Annotated in this window: 14 protein-coding genes; 9 read left to right on the plus strand and 5 right to left on the minus strand. The window is 38.9% G+C overall.

What is annotated here, in order from left to right; all coding sequences use genetic code 11:
- Window positions 1-6 precede the first annotated feature (6 nt).
- Window positions 7-1452: a RagB/SusD family nutrient uptake outer membrane protein gene (locus ESB04_RS06650; protein WP_129026945.1), complete on the plus strand. Its 1446-nt coding sequence runs from the start codon at window positions 7-9 to the stop codon at window positions 1450-1452.
- Window positions 1453-1894: 442 nt separating this feature from the next.
- On the opposite strand, the gene ESB04_RS06655 is transcribed toward ESB04_RS06650, so the two are convergent.
- The gene (locus ESB04_RS06655) at window positions 1895-3928 is read right to left on the minus strand and encodes a M13 family metallopeptidase (protein WP_129026946.1); all 2034 of its coding nucleotides are present in this window, start codon (window positions 3926-3928) and stop codon (window positions 1895-1897) included.
- 47 nt (window positions 3929-3975) lie between these two features.
- On the opposite strand from ESB04_RS06655, the gene ESB04_RS06660 reads away from it, so the two are divergent.
- A complete protein-coding gene (locus ESB04_RS06660) occupies window positions 3976-6021 on the plus strand; it encodes a S9 family peptidase (protein WP_129026947.1) in 2046 nt (681 codons plus the stop codon).
- Between the two features lie 58 nt (window positions 6022-6079).
- On the opposite strand, the gene ESB04_RS06665 is transcribed toward ESB04_RS06660, so the two are convergent.
- Window positions 6080-7162, minus strand: coding sequence for a Gfo/Idh/MocA family oxidoreductase (locus ESB04_RS06665; RefSeq protein ID WP_129026948.1), 1083 nt, complete (start codon window positions 7160-7162; stop codon window positions 6080-6082).
- Between the two features lie 175 nt (window positions 7163-7337).
- On the opposite strand from ESB04_RS06665, the gene ESB04_RS06670 reads away from it, so the two are divergent.
- Entirely contained in the window at window positions 7338-8228 is an 891-nt protein-coding gene (locus ESB04_RS06670; RefSeq protein ID WP_129026949.1) for a sugar phosphate isomerase/epimerase family protein, read from the plus strand.
- 4 nt (window positions 8229-8232) lie between these two features.
- On the opposite strand, the gene ESB04_RS12400 is transcribed toward ESB04_RS06670, so the two are convergent.
- The gene (locus tag ESB04_RS12400; protein WP_164969612.1) at window positions 8233-8403 is read right to left on the minus strand and encodes a hypothetical protein; all 171 of its coding nucleotides are present in this window, start codon (window positions 8401-8403) and stop codon (window positions 8233-8235) included.
- Between the two features lie 151 nt (window positions 8404-8554).
- On the opposite strand from ESB04_RS12400, the gene ESB04_RS06675 reads away from it, so the two are divergent.
- The 4 genes from ESB04_RS06675 (at window position 8555) to ESB04_RS06690 (ending at window position 11366) form a co-directional block, all read left to right on the plus strand.
- A complete protein-coding gene (locus tag ESB04_RS06675; RefSeq protein WP_129026950.1) occupies window positions 8555-9286 on the plus strand; it encodes a dioxygenase family protein in 732 nt (243 codons plus the stop codon).
- A gap of 107 nt (window positions 9287-9393) precedes the next feature.
- On the plus strand, window positions 9394-9822 hold the full coding sequence (locus tag ESB04_RS06680) for a CBS domain-containing protein (protein ID WP_129026951.1): 429 nt from the start codon (window positions 9394-9396) through the stop codon (window positions 9820-9822).
- A 9-nt stretch (window positions 9823-9831) separates the two neighbouring features.
- The gene (locus ESB04_RS06685; protein ID WP_129026952.1) at window positions 9832-10689 is read left to right on the plus strand and encodes a diacylglycerol/lipid kinase family protein; all 858 of its coding nucleotides are present in this window, start codon (window positions 9832-9834) and stop codon (window positions 10687-10689) included.
- A gap of 62 nt (window positions 10690-10751) precedes the next feature.
- A complete protein-coding gene (locus tag ESB04_RS06690; RefSeq protein WP_129026953.1) occupies window positions 10752-11366 on the plus strand; it encodes an arsenate-mycothiol transferase ArsC in 615 nt (204 codons plus the stop codon).
- Here ESB04_RS06690 and ESB04_RS06695 read toward each other — a convergent pair.
- Entirely contained in the window at window positions 11359-11784 is a 426-nt protein-coding gene (locus ESB04_RS06695; RefSeq protein ID WP_129026954.1) for a YybH family protein, read from the minus strand. The genes ESB04_RS06690 and ESB04_RS06695 overlap by 8 nt on opposite strands.
- Window positions 11785-11952: 168 nt before the next feature.
- On the opposite strand from ESB04_RS06695, the gene ESB04_RS06700 reads away from it, so the two are divergent.
- Together ESB04_RS06700 and ESB04_RS06705 are read left to right on the plus strand one after the other, a co-directional pair.
- Window positions 11953-14802 (plus strand): PQQ-dependent sugar dehydrogenase, encoded by a 2850-nt coding sequence (locus ESB04_RS06700; RefSeq protein ID WP_129026955.1) that lies wholly within the window; start codon window positions 11953-11955, stop codon window positions 14800-14802.
- Window positions 14803-14928: 126 nt separating this feature from the next.
- Window positions 14929-16275, plus strand: coding sequence for a glycoside hydrolase family 88/105 protein (locus ESB04_RS06705; RefSeq protein WP_129026956.1), 1347 nt, complete (start codon window positions 14929-14931; stop codon window positions 16273-16275).
- A gap of 52 nt (window positions 16276-16327) precedes the next feature.
- On the opposite strand, the gene ESB04_RS06710 is transcribed toward ESB04_RS06705, so the two are convergent.
- Entirely contained in the window at window positions 16328-17296 is a 969-nt protein-coding gene (locus ESB04_RS06710; RefSeq protein WP_235832189.1) for a phytanoyl-CoA dioxygenase family protein, read from the minus strand.
- Between the last annotated feature and the right edge of the window lie 104 nt (window positions 17297-17400).

Below are 17400 nucleotides of genomic sequence, written 5' to 3' on the forward strand. Positions count from 1 at the left end.
GATAAAATGAAATTATTCACAAATAAAATAGGATATTTGACTATAGCTTTTGCTATGACGGTATCCTCCTGCAGCAAGGATTTTCTTAATGCAGTTCCTGAACTAGACCTGTCTGATGCGACAGTATTTAGTACACCTGCTCGTGTGCTTTCTCAAGTAAATGGTTTGTATGGCTCCGCGAAGAGTGGTAGCTTATTCGGTGGTCGTTATTTAATTTATAACGATATCCGTGGAGAGGAATTTGTTAACCGTACGACTAACTCGGTAACAGGTTATTCTACTTATCAAGGAAACCAAGATCCTTCTGACACGTATTTAGCTGGTTTCTGGATTCAAGGTTATTTGACTATCAACCGTGCTAACTTATTCCTAGAAGGTTTAACAGCTAATCCAAATGCAGTTTCTTCTACTTTGGCGGCTAATTACCGCGGGGAGGCTAAGTTTATTCGTGCCTTGACTTATTTTTCTTTGGTACAATTCTTTGCTAAGCCATATATCTTAGACAAAGGAGCATCTCCGGGATTGCCATTGCGTTTGAAAGGAGAAACTTCTTCTTCTAACAATAATTTGGCAAGAAGTACAGTAGCTCAAGTATATGATCAAATTTTAAAGGATTTGAATGAAGCTGAAACTGAACTTCCAGATAGTTATTCAACCGCTTTGTTAAACACAACACGTGCACACAAGAATACGGCTATCGCCTTGAAAACTCGTGTATTGTTAGCTAAGGGAGATTATGCTGGAGTTATCACTGAGGCAAATAAAATTGTTTCAGCCGCAGCTCCGTTTAGATCAACCACTCGTGTAGCACATGCTTTACAGGCAGATGTTTCTGCTGTGTTTAAGGCACCTTACACCACTACTGAGTCTATTTTCTCATTCCCTATGGATGCAACTAATGCTCCAGGTACTCAAAACCAGTTGGGATATTATTTCAATGCTGGTAACGTAGAATACTATTTGAATACAGGTTCCACGGGTATTTACAGCCATCCGCAGTTTGCTGCCACCGATGACCGTAAGACTAAGTTGACAGTAGCTACTACGGCTATTGCCAGATTCCCATCTTCAACTAAATTCAGTGGAGTATCTCCATACATCGATTTCGTGCCAAACATCCGTTATGCTGAGGTTTTATTGAACCTAGCAGAAGCTGAGGCAGAAGCGGGTAACTTGAATCGTGCAATCAGTATCTTAAATGCTGTTCACAAGCGCTCAGATGCTACTTATGAGTTTACTGGATTAGATACCAAAGCTAATGTAGTTAGAGCTATCTTGACGGAGCGTCGTATTGAGTTTTTAGCGGAAGGTTTCCGTGCTAATGACGTATTACGTAGAGGTGAGCCATTAAATTCTTTTGGAGCTGGTACTTTAATTCAACCATCAGATCCAAGATACATTTATGGTATTCCATTAGTGGAGACTCAAACTAACCCAGGTATCGGTAATTAGTAGAGTTTAATTCCCAAAAAAAAGGCTTGCCATCGGCAAGCCTTTTTTTTCTAAATTTATTAGATATTGATTAAATAAACCGTTAAACCACTAATAATATACCTATGGATTTAGTCCAATTTTCATTTTTGCAATTAGTATGGCAAATTTTCAATATAATTATTGTCTTAGCTATTTTAAGTTTGATTTATTTTAAGCTAAAATTCTTTTTTAAGAAAAGAAAGGAGGAGTGAATTATTACATCAGTCCACTGAACTTTGTAAAATTGGATTAAAATACAATGGAGTAAATTATTCTGCTAGAGATAATTTCTTGAATGAATAATCTTACAATTACATTGAACTGCTATTAATTGAGAAACTCTTTAAAAAGGTACATGCTCATCCAATAGTTAGCAACTATCAAATGAGCATGTAAAATTAGGGTAAGGTATTTTATTAAATTACCAAATCTTAATTCGGTCCTCTGGTTTCTTATACAGTTTGTCGCCAGGCTTAACATTAAATGCTTCATACCAAGCGTCCATATTTACTGGTGCACCAATGGTACGGAATTCATTCGGTGAATGTGGGTCAGTAATAATTAACTGAGCTGCTGTTTCTGGTAAAGTAGAACCGCGCCACACCTGAGCCCAAGACAGGAAGAATCGTTGATCAGGAGTAAAGCCATCAATTTTCTTTTTGGATTGTCCTTGCTTGGTCATTTTAAATGCTTCATAAGCCATGTTCAGACCTCCCAGATCTCCAATGTTTTCTCCCATGGTTAATTTACCATTTACTCGAATGGTATCTAAAATTTTATAGCCGTCAAACTGGGCACCCAATAAAGCTGTTTTGGCTTTGAATTTATTCAAGTCCTCATCGGTCCACCAATTTCTCAAAGTACCATCTTTATCGTACTTACTCCCAGAGTCATCGAATCCATGTGACATTTCATGTCCAATCACAGCTCCAATTCCACCATAATTAATAGCATCATCTGCCTTAGGATCAAAAAATGGGAATTGTAAAATTCCTGCTGGGAACACAATTTCATTCATTACCGGGCTGTAATACGCATTCACCGTAGGAGGGGTCATTCCCCAGCGGTTACGATCTACTTTCTTGCCTACTTGACTCACATTCTCTTTGAATCCCCAAGCACCTGCATTACGAATATTTTGAAAGTATTGATCACCTGAAATTTCTAATCCTTCATAAGTTCTCCACACATCCGGATAACCTACTTTAGGACGGAAAGCATGCAGCTTGTCCATGGCCTTCTTCTTGGTGGCTTCGCTCATCCAGTCTAGTTTTTGAATTCGTATCTCAAAGGCCTTTCTAAGGTTTTCAATCAATTCATTCATTCTTTCTTTCGCCTCAGGCTTGAAATACTTTCTCACATATAATTGGCCTAATAATTCACCAATGGTTCCATCAGTTAAGCTGGCCATACGTTGCCATCGAGGAGTTTGGACTTTTTGACCACTTAATAGCTGATTGAAACTAAAGCTAGCTTTCACAAATGGGCTGCTCAAATGAGTAGCAGATCCCTTTAAAATGTTCCATTGTAGGTAGGATTTCCATTCAGGAATTGAAGTTTCTTTTAATATTTGATTCACATCTTCAAAAAACTTAGGAGCGGATACCAAAATGGAATCCTGCTTCGGAACGTTCATTTGTTGGAATAAAGTCGACCAATCGATTTCAGTCGTTTTCTGTTGGAATTCGTTCCATGCGAATTTGTTGTAGGTTTTATAAGGATCACGCATTTCTACACGTGACATTTGAGCCTGAGCCAATTTCTTTTCTAAGGCAAATACCGTGGTAGCATGTGCGTTAGCTTGCTCAGAGCTGTTGCCAACTAATTCAAATAGGGTTTTGATGTAGTTCTTGTAGGCTTCTTGAATCTTGGTGCTTCTTGCGTCAGATTTTAAATAATAATCACGGTCAGGTAAGGTGGTTCCTCCTTGATATAATTGCGGCACCATTTTCTCTACATTTTTTCTGTCTTGACCCACACCAAAACTAAAAAGAGGTGAACCCATACCAGAAATTCTAAATTGAGCTAGTGCATCCAAAACCTCTTTTTTGCTAGAAATGGTATTTACTTTATCCAAATCAGGCTTGATAGGCGTATAGCCCATTTTCTCAATAGCCACGCTATCCATAGCAGCAGCGTAAAAATCGGCTACTCTTCTTTCAATACTTCCCACTGGATAGGATTTTTGATTGGCTCTAGCTTCTTCTAAAATATCCTTGACAGCTTGGATATTAAAATCTCTCAATTGATTGAAACTTCCCCAGCGGGTTTCTTTGGCGGGAATTGGATTATTCTTTACCCATGTTCCATTGGCGTATTCGACGAAATCATCCCCCGCTTTTACTTTCAGGTTCATATTTGATTTGTCAATAAACTTTTTGGGGCTTTGGGCAGTTGTATTAGCTGGGGCAACAAAAAGACCAGCCAATACCAGGCATTGGTAAATTGCTTTCATTTTCTTTAGTTTGTCGATTTATTACAATTATTTTAATTAACTCATCAATGAACAAATTGTTATCCTGTATTTTACTTTTGCTGTTGGCATTGGGAAATCTTAGTGCACAATTGCCTGTTTTAAAGACATTTAATCATGAGGCAATGATGTCGACTAAGCGGGTGGCTCCACCAAAAATCAGTCCAGATGGTATGTGGGTTATTTATTCTCAACAAATTGTGAGCTATGATGCCGATGGAAATTCCAGCGACCTATGGTTGGCTGCAACGGACGGAAGCACCGCACCAAGAAAAATTACCCATTCCAAATCCAGCGAAGACAATTATTTTTGGCATCCTACTGAAAATAGAATTTTCTTTACCGCCAAACGTGAGGGAGATGAAGCTTCACAATTATATTCTTTGGATTTATCCTTGGGTGGGGAGGCGCAGCGAATCAGTCAATTTAGTTTAGGAATAAGTAGTCCCATGATAAGTAGAGATGGGAGTAAAATTCTGTTTAGTGCCAAGGTTTTTCCAGGAGTTTTTACTGATTCTTTGAATAAGAAGAAAGCAGAGGAAAAGAAGAAATTAAAGTATAATGCACGAGTATACAATTCATTTCCTATTCGCTTGTGGGATAGCTGGTTAGATGAAAAGCAATCTCATGTATTTGTATTGGATTTATCCAATAAACAGGTGAAAAATTTATTCGCTGAGATTAGCTTAATTCAATCTCCTGGTTTTCAGTTAGGATCATTTAATTGGGCCCCAGATCAGCAGTCTGTGGTATTTACCGCCACAACGGAATTAAATACGACAGCCTATCAAAATGCCATATCCAAGTTATATCAAGTAAGCCTTGAAGGAGGCAAAGAAAAGTTGTTAGTGGATGATTCATGGGATTATGCCTCGGTCGACTTTAGTCAAGATGGGAAATATCTCATAGCTACGGGTGCAGCTTTAGATCAAACCAAAATTTACCATTTAAACAGATTGTATCGATTCAATTGGCCAGATATGTCTGGGAAAATGGAATTAATCAAGACACTGGATAGGCCCATCAATCATATGGAAATTGGTCAAAAGGAGATATTGGCTAGTGTGGAAGACCAAGGCTTCGATCGCATTATCAAAATTTCCATTCAGGATGGAACTTTTCAAAATGTATTGGGCGGAAAACAGGGTTCTTACACTCAGGTTTCAATGTCTCAAAAGGAGAATATCTTTGCTTATCAATACCAAAGTATGGCTTTGCCTGCCGAGAATTTCGTTTCATTTGCTACCAAAGAAATAGCTATTTCGAAAGCCAACGACGCAAAGTTAAAGGACTATGATTTGAAAGATCCAGAGGTATTTTGGACGGTTAGTAGAGGTAGAAAAATTAGGAGTTTTCTTTTAAAGCCCGCATCTTTTGACCCGCAAAAAAAATATCCGCTATTTGTTTTAATGCATGGAGGTCCAGCCATTTCTATTAAAGACGCCTATGGCTATCGCTGGAATCCTCATGTGTTAGCTGGTACAGAATACGTTATCGTAATGACTGATTATACGGGTTCAACGGGTTATGGAGAAAAATTTGCTCAAGACATTCAATTGGATCCATTTAGGGGGCCAGGTCAGGATATTTTAGAAGCAGCAAAAGATGCCATGAAAAGATATTCTTTCATCGATGGGAACAGACAAGCTGCCGGTGGGGCGAGTTATGGAGGGCATTTGGCTAACTGGATGCAAGCAAGTACCAGTCATTTTAAATGTTTGATATCTCATGCCGGGCTAGTGAATTCTGAATCACAATGGGGTACATCAGATTATATTTGGGGAAGAGAACTGATGAATGGAGGTGCTCCCTGGGTTCCTACCAAAACTTGGAAAGAGCAAAATCCGATGCGATATGCTGCCCAATTTAAAACACCGATTCTTTTGACGGTGGGAGAAAAAGATTTCAGGGTTCCTTTGAACAATACCATTGAAAACTGGAGTATACTTCAGCGACAAAAAGTGCCTAGCAAATTGATTGTTTTTCCAGAAGAAAATCACTGGATTTTAAAGCCAGAAAACTCCCGTTTTCATTACCAAGAAATTCGCAATTGGTTAGCTACTTATTTGAAATAAAACAAAAGCCCGAGTCAGTAGCTCGGGCTTTTAATTGAAATTATTAGATAAATAGGAATTAGTTCAGTTCAATCATTTTTCCTGTTTTCACAGATTCATCACAAGCGAATGCAATTTTTAGACTATTAACGGCATCTGCCACGTGATCACTTAGATTCCAATCTTGTATAATGGCTTGATAGAAATATTCCTGCTCACGGTCGCATAAGCCTTGGTGATCAGGCTCATCCATTAAGTTTACCCATTCATCCTCTTGAGTAAACTCATTTTCAGTATTGATACTGGAATTATGCACTCGGAGAGATTCAGTTTTAGTATGTGATTCTACGGAATCTGATTTGCCTTCTCCACCAGCTTCTTTCGCCACAATGGAAACAGAGCCAAGTGGACCGAAAACATCTTTTACAAAATAGGCAGTTTGTGAGATCATTGGACCCCAGCCTGCCTCATACCAACCTACTGATCCGTCTTCAAAATAAATTTGAAGTTGACCATAATTGTAATTGTCCGCAGGAATATCATTGGTTAATCTAGCCCCGATAGCCGAAACACGAATAGGTTTGGATCGTGTCATTTGACACATCACATCGATGTAATGCACTCCACAGTCCACGATAGGGCTTAAGCTCTTCATGAGGTTTCGGTGTACATCCCACATAAATCCATGGCTTTGTTGATTCAAGTTCATTCGCATCACCAAAGGCTTTCCTAAACCTTTGGCAATTTCAATGAATTTTATCCAAGAGGGATGATGTCTAAGAATATAACCAACTACTAATTTCTTACCCGTCTTGCGAACCACTTCGGCGACTCTCTCTGCACCCGCCAAAGAATCAGCTATGGGTTTTTCTAAAAATACGTGGCAGCCTGCCTCCAAGGCAGCGATGGCATAAGCTTCATGCGTATCTGGATAGGTTGAAATACAAACTGCATCAGGGTTAGTTGCATTTAATGCTTCCGTATAGTCGGCAAATAAAGCATACTTGCCACCCAATTGTTGGTTTAATTTCTCTTTGCTATTTCCCGGGGAGACTAATCCACAAATATCAAATCCATCATGGGTATGGTATGCCGTAGCATGAGATGCACCCATATTACCACATCCCACCACTAATACGCGTAATTTATTTTTTGAACTCATTTTATTCGGTTTATTGATAAGTGAAATTAAAAAGATTGATGCATAAATGGAAAAGGCTTATAGGCTTTTGTGGCAATATGCCTCATTTTCTGAAAACTAGTCTGAATTTATACTGAATTAAATTTTATTGTATCAAAACAATACATTATAATTGTACCATTAAAACCCAACAATCATGCAAAGAAGGCAGTTTTTGCAACAATCCAGTGCCCTAGCGGCGTCATCCTTATTTTTACCGAGTCTAGGAGCATGGGAGCAAGCATTCACTTCAAAGCCCCTAGGACTTCAGTTATTTACCTTGTTTCAGGTGATTGATCAAGATGTTCCTGGCAATTTGAAGAAAGTGGCTGATTTAGGAATTCAGGAACTTGAGTCTGCTTTTAGCTTTAAGCCCATGTTTTATGGTTACTCGGGAAAAGATTTCAAGTCATTGACAAATAGTTTGGGATTAAAGTGGGTTTCCCATCACGTAATGGGGGCACCATTGAAGCCAAGACCGGGTTTTGATGTAAGTAAAATGCCTAAGTTTTTAACACTGAAAACTGATTCCAGTCAAATTATTGACAATGTAGCTGAGGCAGGTATATCCTATTTGGTTTGTGCCAACATACCGATCGAGTCAAAAACTGAAGTATCAGAGGCAGTTGAAATTTTGACTAAGGCTGGAGAATTAGCTAAGAAAGCTGGATTGACTTTTTGCTACCACAATCATGATGCTGAATTTAAAGAGATCGATGGCCAAAGGGCATTCGATGTGTTTTCCACTCAGATTTCTTCAGATATATTGAAATTTGAACTGGATTTAGGATGGGCAAATAAGGCTGGTGAAAATATTGTTGAGCTATTCAAAAAACAACCAGGCCGTTTCCCATTATGCCACATTAAAGATTTTGATGCAGATTACAAAAATATCGTTCCAGTAGGACAAGGAATCATTAATTATAAGCCTATTTTCGAAGCAGCCTCTATTGGAGGATTGAAGCATTTCTTCCTAGAGCATGATATGCCCAAAGATGCATTTGAGAGCATTCGATTAGGTAAAAGCGCTTTAGATAAAATTTTATAAATACCTAAATATCCCCTAAGAATCCGCCAAAAGTTGAATTGGTCAGGATAATATCACAAGCTGCCTTTTTCCAGAGGTTTTTTCTTTGGTTAAAGGCAGTTTTTATTCCATTCATTAAGGGTATCCAATTCATTGATTTTTTTGATTTTGCAAATTTATGAACGGGTAGTTTCATGTACCGTTTGGATTTAAATAGGTAGGTTATTCATCGACGTCCTTAGCTATTTTGACATTATCAATTATATGTTGACCGATTGTTGCAGAAATCATTAGACCTATTGTTCTATTTTTATCTTAAGTATAACTAAACTCTAAAGATAAACACATTGAAACGTAAAGACTTTTTATTTAAAGCAGGAGCCTCCGTAGTTATGGGCACTCTTGCTACCTTAGCTTGTAAATCAGATGAAACACTTAGTCCATCCAGTACTACTAGCTCCAGTTCTAATTCATCCTCTAGCAATTCCACTTCCTGTAAAGTTGGAGACACAGAAACGGATGGTCCCTATCCTTTATACAACAAGCGAGATGCATCCATTACGCATGCTGATATTACGGAGGGGAAAACAGGTATTCCCCTGAATATGATGATTGCAGTGAAAGATGTAAATGCTAATTGTGCTTTGCTACCTAATGCCCGAGTGGATGTATGGCATTGTGATAAGGATGGATATTATTCAGGATATGTCAATTCGGGATATTTAGGAACACAAGATAATACTTCAAAGACTTTTTGTAGAGGGATTGCCACTACAGATGCCAATGGAATAGCCCGTTTTACAACTATTTATCCAGGTTGGTATCAAGGGCGAGTTACGCATATTCACGCACAAATATATGTAAACAATGTCCTGAAATTAACCACACAAATAGCTTTTCCAGAAGAGATAAATACGGCCGTGTATAATACCGATTTATATAAAGCTCATGGCCAAAATGCCACTAAAAACACGACAGATTCCATCATTAAAGATTCTTTATCGAATGAATTAGCTAGTGTAAGTGTCAATGCATCAGGGGGATACGATTTGAATCATACCATTTTTATTGCGTTGTAGCTCATAGATATTTCTTCAAGAGGCTTCGGCCTCTTTTTTTATGCCCAATTATTTTGTTTGTAATATTTTTGTTTTAATTTGGATAATTCCTGCAAAAAATTAAAGTTATGAAAAAAGTCCACGATATTTTGTCGCAAAGAAAGAGGGATACCATAGCGGTGGCCCCAGATGCACCTGTGATTGAAGCATTAAAGATTATGCAAGATCAAAATATAGGTTCTGTGGTAGTCATGGATGGGAACCATTATTTAGGAATCATGACAGAGAGGGATTATGCTAGAAAGGTAATTCTCTTAGGAAAAAGTTCGATCGATGCCTCTGTAAAAGAAATTATGTCCACGGATTTGCCTCATGTAAATCGAGAAACTACCATTGAAATGTGCATGATCATCGTATCAGAGAAAAACATTCGGTATTTACCTGTACTAGAAAATGGGCATTTTGTTGGGATTATTTCGGTAAATGACCTAATTACTGCCACTATTCAAGACCACTTGGATACCATTGAGCATCTAAAGAATTATATTCAGATGTAATTGCTGGAGGTGGAAAAACTAGTCGTCGCGTTTTTAATTAATCCTATTTGTTCCTCTAAAACTAAATCCTATGCCCAATGGGTAGAGGAAATGGTAAAGGGAAAAAAAGGGCATTCCATTAATTTGAAATTGTTTTTTGGGGATTGGCCAAGTGATTTGAGTCCTTACAATCAAGTCTGGGTATTAGGTGGTGATGGGACCTACCATTATTTTGCCAATAGCTATCCCAATTGTTCTTTACCCATCGCCTTTTTCAAGGGTGGGACTGGCAATGATTTTTATTGGAAGCTTTATGGCAATTCCAGCCCTGAGGAACATTTGGAGATTGTACTTCAAGGTAAGGTTAAGAAAGTGGATGCCGGCCTATGCAATGGAAGATTATTCTTAAATGGAGTAGGAATGGGTTTGGAAGGAGAGGTGCTAGAATCTATGAATACAATTAGAGCCATCGGAGGCCTTATAGGCTATTTTTTAGTAGCAATCCCTCAGATTTTTTTATTCAGGTCATTTAAAGTCAAAATAAGCCTTGATCAAGAATGGTTGGAACGAAGGGTTTTTTTATGCATGGTTTTTAATTCATCTCGAGCTGGTGGAGGGTTTCATTTTGTGCCTCATGCTTCCATCTGGGACAATCAACTGGATGTATTATTATGTGAACCTTTGTCCATACTTAAAAGGATTTGGTATTTACCCAAGATTCAAAAGGGGAAGCATGAGCATCTATCTTTCCTTCAATTTAAACAAGCCAAACAAATAATCGTACAGGCTGAAAAGCCAATTAAAGCGCAAGTGGATGGTGAAATGATGATTTCTAAGCGCTTTGATTTCCAAGTGTTGGCGCAACATTTTCTAATCATCGTCCCTTAATTTTTTTTCATTGAACAGTATTTAGCATAAATTTTATCGTAATATTGCGATAAATTAATTGTATGTATCCCATTTTAGCCAAGAAAATTCAAACCTTACGTCAGCGAAGCATATCTGAAGAAAGAAAAGAGCAGGTAAATCTCTTAATTGATTACATGCGGCAATGCATAGTTGAGGCTAAACCCATCCGTTTGAATTTCATTTGTACCCATAATTCTCGAAGAAGTCAATTGGCACAAATATGGGCACAAACTGCTGCCCATTATGTAGGAATTCCTTTGCAATCATATTCGGGTGGGGTGGAAGAAACGGCCTGCAATGAACGTACCATCGCTTCATTGAAACGATTTGGATTTGAAGTGTACCAACGTGGTCATTCCAATCCCATTTATTTTATTTTTCATACTGAGGATGAACCATGTATGATAGCATTTTCTAAGATATATGACAGTCCCATTAATCCTCACCAACAATTTGCCGCAGTGATGACTTGCTCGCATGCTGATGAAAATTGTCCTTTTATTTCGGGAGCTTTGGCCAGAATTCCATTGCGCTATGATGATCCTAAGGAATTTGATGATAGCTCCGAAGAGGCGCTCCGTTATGATACATGTTCCGAACAAATCGCTTCGGAATTATTTTATGCTTTTGAAAAGCTTAAAGCAATGATTAGCTAGTATGATCTCGGAAAATTAGCCACTGGCCTTTAACTTTTTTCAGTAATAAAGTAAAATGACCGCCAATATCGCCTAGCTTAGGTCGAGTTAAATGCCATTTCCCAATTACCCATGCCGTTTTGGAGGCTGTAACCTCCACTTCCAAAATATCAAATTTCAGTTGGCCCATGGCCTCTTGATTGGGGTACGCGGAATGGTAACGAGCTAATGTGGCGTCCCAGCCCTGGGTAATCCCATTTTTACTAATAAATTTTAAGTCTTGTGAATGGTGATAATAGGCCATAAAGCCTGGAATATCACCCAGATTCCATCGTTTGTTTTGTTCTGCCAATACTTGTCGGATGGCGTTCTCATCGGAAGGTGTTTGAGCGAAACATTTTAATGATAGTAAAATGAAGACGAGTATTTTTCTAAACATGGTAGCTGATTTTTTAGAAAATTAAGTATTTTTCATCATTTTGATAGGAATTTGATGGCTATTTAAGACTTTGTCGACAAATACTGTGAATTGGTAGCAAAAGCAATCCAACATTTTTTTTCATTCAGCTTATTGTATCATTTTTGTAAAATGAACAACCTTACTAATATGAAACACTCTACTTTAGGCAAATCGATGTGCCTTTTACTACTTTCCTGCTTTACTTTCGGTTACTTACAGGGTAATGCTCAGGCTCCTGACGAAAATCGATTCGTGAAGTCTGTATTAAATGAAAAATTAGATGAACCCATGGAAATGGCTTTTTTGCCAGATGGTCGAATTTTATTTGTAGAAAGAAAAGGAGATGTTAAACAATACAATCCTGCTACGAAAGAAACGAAGGTTATTGCTCATATTGTAGTCAATACTAAATATAAAAATCGGGTAGGTTTTGTACGTGAAGCGGAAGAGGGATTAATGGGGATCGCAGTGGATCCTAATTTTAAAGTAAATCACTGGTTATACCTATACTATGCACATCCAACGGAGAGCAAGCACATTTTAGCTCGTATGGAGTTGAAGGGTGAGGAGTTATTGGTAGACCAGCAAAAAGTGATGTTGGAAGTACCTACTCAACGAGAGGAATGTTGCCACACAGGTGGAGGTATGGCTTTTGATAAATCAGGAAACTTGTTTCTAACCGTTGGTAATAATACTAGTAATAGTAATTCAGACGGTTATGCACCGATTGATGAACGTCCTGGACAAGCTTATTGGGATGATCAGCGTGGAGCAGCCAATACCAACAATCTATTAGGAAAGATTTTACGTATTCACCCAGAGAAGGATGGTACTTACACCATTCCCAAAGGAAATTTATTCCCTGTAGGCACACCTAAAACTCGTCCGGAGATTTATACTATGGGACACCGTAATCCATGGAGAGTCAGTGTTGACTCAAAAACAGGTTATATCTATTGGGGAGAAGTTGGACCAGATGCTTCGGTAGATTCTGACCGTGGTCCAAGAGGTTATGATGAGTTTAACCAAGCTAAAGGTCCAGGATTTTTTGGCTGGCCTTATTTCATAGGGGATAACAAAGCCTATGCCGATTACAATTTTGAGAATACAAATATTGGACCACGTTTTAATCCTGAAAAGCCAATCAATGATTCACCGAATAATGATGGTTTAAAAGAATTGCCTGCTGCTCAAAAGGCATTTATTTGGTATCCTTATGGAACTTCAGATGAATTCCCATTGGTAGGTGCATCAGGTAGAAGTGCTACAGGTGGTCCTGTGTACCGTCGTGCTGATTTTCCTGCCACGGCTAAACGAGCTTTCCCGTCATATTATGAGGGAAAATGGTTGATCGTTGAGTTTATGCGTGGTTGGATTATGGCCGTTACGTTAGATGAAAACGGTAATTATAAATCCATGGAGCGTTTCTTGCCAAGTCAAAGTTTTGGCAGTGCTATCGATATGAAATTTAGTCCAGATGGAGATTTATATGTTTTGGAATATGGCTCTGCTTGGTTTAAGGGAAATGATAACGCAAGATTAGTGAAAATCGAATATCAAGGTGGAAACAGAAAACCTGCTGTAGAAATTAGTGCGAGTAAATTAAGTGGGGCTTCTCCATTTAAAACAAAATTATCTTCTGAAGGTACCAAAGATTATGATGGAGATAAGTTGACTTATACTTGGACCGTTAAAAAACAAGGTAAGCTTGTTAAGACTTTGCAAGGCCCATCTCCTGAATTAGCCTTAGCTGAACCTGGAAAATACCAAGTAAGTTTAAAGGCAACGGATCCTAAGGGATTGAGTAATTCGGCATCTTTAGAGGTTCAGGTGGGTAATGAATCTCCAAACGTGGATATCGTCGTGCCTAGTGGCAATAAGTCGTTCTATTTCCCGGGCCAAAAATTAGCTTATCAAGTTAAAGTAGAAGATAAAGAAGATGGTGTACTCGGAAAAGGTATTGCTCCTGAATCAGTAGCGGCTACCATCGATTACATTGCCTCGGGATATGACCCCATTGAAATGTCTCAAAGTCACCGCAAGGCAGACAGCGATTTATTTGCTTCAGCAGGATTGAAATTAATCAATCAAAGTGATTGTAAATCATGCCATATTGCCAATGTTCGTTCAGTGGGACCTAGCTACCAAGAAATCGCATCCAAATACAAAGGTCAAAATGTAGTTGATCAATTAGCCGCTAAGGTTATTGCAGGTGGAATGGGAGTTTGGGGAGAACATGCTATGAGTGCGCACCCTCAAATCTCTAAAGCTGATGCTAAATCCATGGTTAATTATATTTTGAGTTTAGGTGATAAAAAAGCGAATAATAACATTCCATTGGCGGGCGAAATTGATGCTGTCGTTCCTAAGGAGCATGTGGGAACCAAAGGAGTATTTGTAGTTCGTGCAACCTATTTGGATAAAGGAAATAATAAAATTGCCCCAGCTCAATCGGAGAAGTGGTTGTTATTACGTCATCCTGCCTTAGATCCAGAGAAAGCAGATTTACGTTTTGGAATTCAGCAGTTGATTACCCCTGCACGCGCCACTAACATGGTGGGCCAAAATCCATATATTGCTTACAAGCAATTGGATTTGACAGGAATTAAATCCATGGATATTTCTGCTTCGGCTCAAGCCCGTACCAATGCTTCTGGTGGAGTAATTGAGATTCGATTAGATTCACCAACGGGGACCTTGATTGGAAAGACTACACCGATTGCTGTTTCTCAAGCTCCAGCATTTGGTCCTCCGCCGGCTGCTGCTAACTCTCAGCAAAAAGGAGCTCCATTAGGAACGCCAACTTCGGCTTCAGCAGCTGGAGCAGCACCTGCTGCACAAGGTGGTGGCCAAAGGAGAATGGGAGGTCCGGCACCAATCAAAGTGGATATACAGCCAGTCAATGGTACCCATGATGTGTATTTTGTTGCTGTCAATCCTCAAGCTGCGCCTCAACAAATTGTGGTTCAGATTTCAGGTATCGAAGTGAAGCAATAAACGTACAATAAATACAGTGAAATGGAGTTTTCTAGACGTATTATGCGGAAGAAAACTCCATTTTTTTAATGTATTAATGCGTAGATTTGCGTGTAATAGGTCTTTTCAACCTGGTAATTAATTGATATGAAATATATTTTTCTGATTGGTGGGGCAATATTCTCATTTGTATTTACGAGTTTGGCGCAAAAAAATATAACGGCTTCGTCGGATGCCAATGCGCCCTTGCATGCACTTCAGCCAGATTACACCACACCTTATGTGGTTCCAAACGAAACGCAAATCAAGGCGACAGTGGATAAGGTTTATACCTATTTAGAAAAGGCCACCCCTGCCAGTTTGATTCATAAAGCTTCTGGTGAGGGTTGGAATCCTTATCAAATTTATTCCGATCAGTTAACTTTTGCGAAAGGGGATTTTCGACCCGTTTCATATGAGTTTGGTGTGACCTATATGGGTATGTTGGCCTTGGAAAAAATAAGTGGGGATGCCAAATACAAGGAATATGTGTTTAAGCGTCTAAGATTTATCTTAGAAACCTTACCAAAAGCTTATCAGTATTCTCAACAAAACCCAAGTAAGACACATGTCTTAAGTGGCTTAATTAATCCCAAGGCCTTAGATGATATAGGTGCCATGTCTATGGCCTTTTTAAAGGCTAAACGAGCTGGATTTGATGGCGATGATTCCCTGATTACCCAAAAGGCTTTGAATTTTATTTTGAAGGAAGAACATCGCTTGCCGGATAAAACCTTAGCTCGTATGCGACCTTTACCTAATACGATTTGGCTAGATGACTTATTTATGGCCATACCAGCTTTGTTACAATTTGGAAAAGATTCCTTGAATGCGAATTGCTATAATGAAGCTGTATTTCAGTTTGAGTCTTACCAGAAACGAATGTTTAATCCCAACTTAGGATTGTTTATGCATGGGTATTTGGAGGGTTCAGAAGAGCACCCTGAATTTCATTGGGCTCGTGCTAATGGTTGGGCTTTATTGACCAATGCTGAACTTTTAGAGTACTTGCCTGCTAATCATTCGGCACGACCAGCTTTATTGGCACAATTAAAGAAGCATTTAAAAGGTTTAATGGCACTTCAAGATGGAACGGGCTTTTGGCATCAATTAATTGACCGAAACGATTCCTATTTGGAAACTTCGGCTACTGCCATTTATACTTATGTCTTAGCAAAGGGAATTAACCAGGGTTGGTTAGATCCTAGGACATATGGCCCTGCCGCTATTTTAGGCTGGCAAGCTGTGGCGTCCAAGGTGAATGCTCAAGGACAGGTAGAGGGAACTTGTGTAGGTACCGGATTAGCATGGGATCCTGCTTTTTATTTTAACCGTCCGATTTCTCCATTTGCGGCACATGGATATGGGCCGGTGCTTTTGGCAGGTTCAGCCATGTGGGAATTGATTAAGAATCATCCCTTTGAAGTCAAAGATTCAGCCATTCATTTACGATAAAAATTAGCCCAGGCAATTTGCTTGGGCTAATTTTTTGGACAGAGTTTATCCCTCAAACTTGTATTCCCAGAAGTTTTTTGCCAAGTACACTAAGTTCAGCTACGGCTTGACTTTTTTCTTTGCCTCTTGGGTCACCCGGGAAGGCATAACCTTCTGGAGCAATTTTGTTTTTCCATGAATTGATTCGCCATTCCAATAGGGCTTTATTTTGAGGTTCCGCTGGCATCATGGAGATATATTGAGCTATACGAACTTTATCTTGAGTTAAGTTGGGACGAATCCCATGAGCTAATAAACTATTAAATATCAACAAATCCCCTGCTTCCATTTTTACTTTTTTGAGTTCTAAGCCAGTTATATCAGGTTTAAAGCGATCTCTATCAGCAGGTTGAGTTAATTTCCAAGTATCATAGGTTCGATATAATTCTGGAATGCACTGAAATCCACCCATGTTCTCATCGGTTTGATCTACCAATGCTAATACACCCTGTACATTAACGGGTTTTGTCTCGGGATCATAATCCCAGTGAATAAATCCTTTGAAAGGATTATTGGGCTGCACTGGAAAATTTAAGTTGCAACGATCTATGGTAACCCATAAATCCTCTGTTCCCCAAATATCCACAAAGGCATCATACACCCGTTGGCTTTGTCGGTTGGTCCACAATAAAGGATGGTTGTACATTTCTACCATGCCTGAACCTACGAGTTCTCTCATTTGCATTTCGGCTCTTGGTTCAGTATACCAAGTACTTTTGTCAAGGGGATCTTTTTCTTCAAATTCCCATATCGCTTGAGCGGTTAAAGCGGCCTGTTCTTTGGAGATAGCATTTTTTACCACGATGTATCCTTCTCTCAACCAAAATTCAAATTCTTCCTGGCTCAATGCCTTCAAGGTTTTGTTGGATTTGCCATCATTTAATTGAGTAATACTGCTTTTCGCCAAGGATGGATTCCCAGGTATATCCCAATGGGCATTCATGGTTCCCATGGTCATCGTTGGTTGGGTAGATTCTTGCATGTGATGATTGATTTAACATCGGCAAGATAACGTGTTACTATGTTCTTTTTTATTAAACTATTAGCCACTTTTATAACTATATTGACAAATATTTAGAGAAAGCA

It is taken from the genome of Aquirufa rosea (assembly GCF_004118285.1).
Taxonomy (GTDB): Bacteria; Bacteroidota; Bacteroidia; order Cytophagales; family Spirosomataceae; genus Aquirufa; species Aquirufa rosea.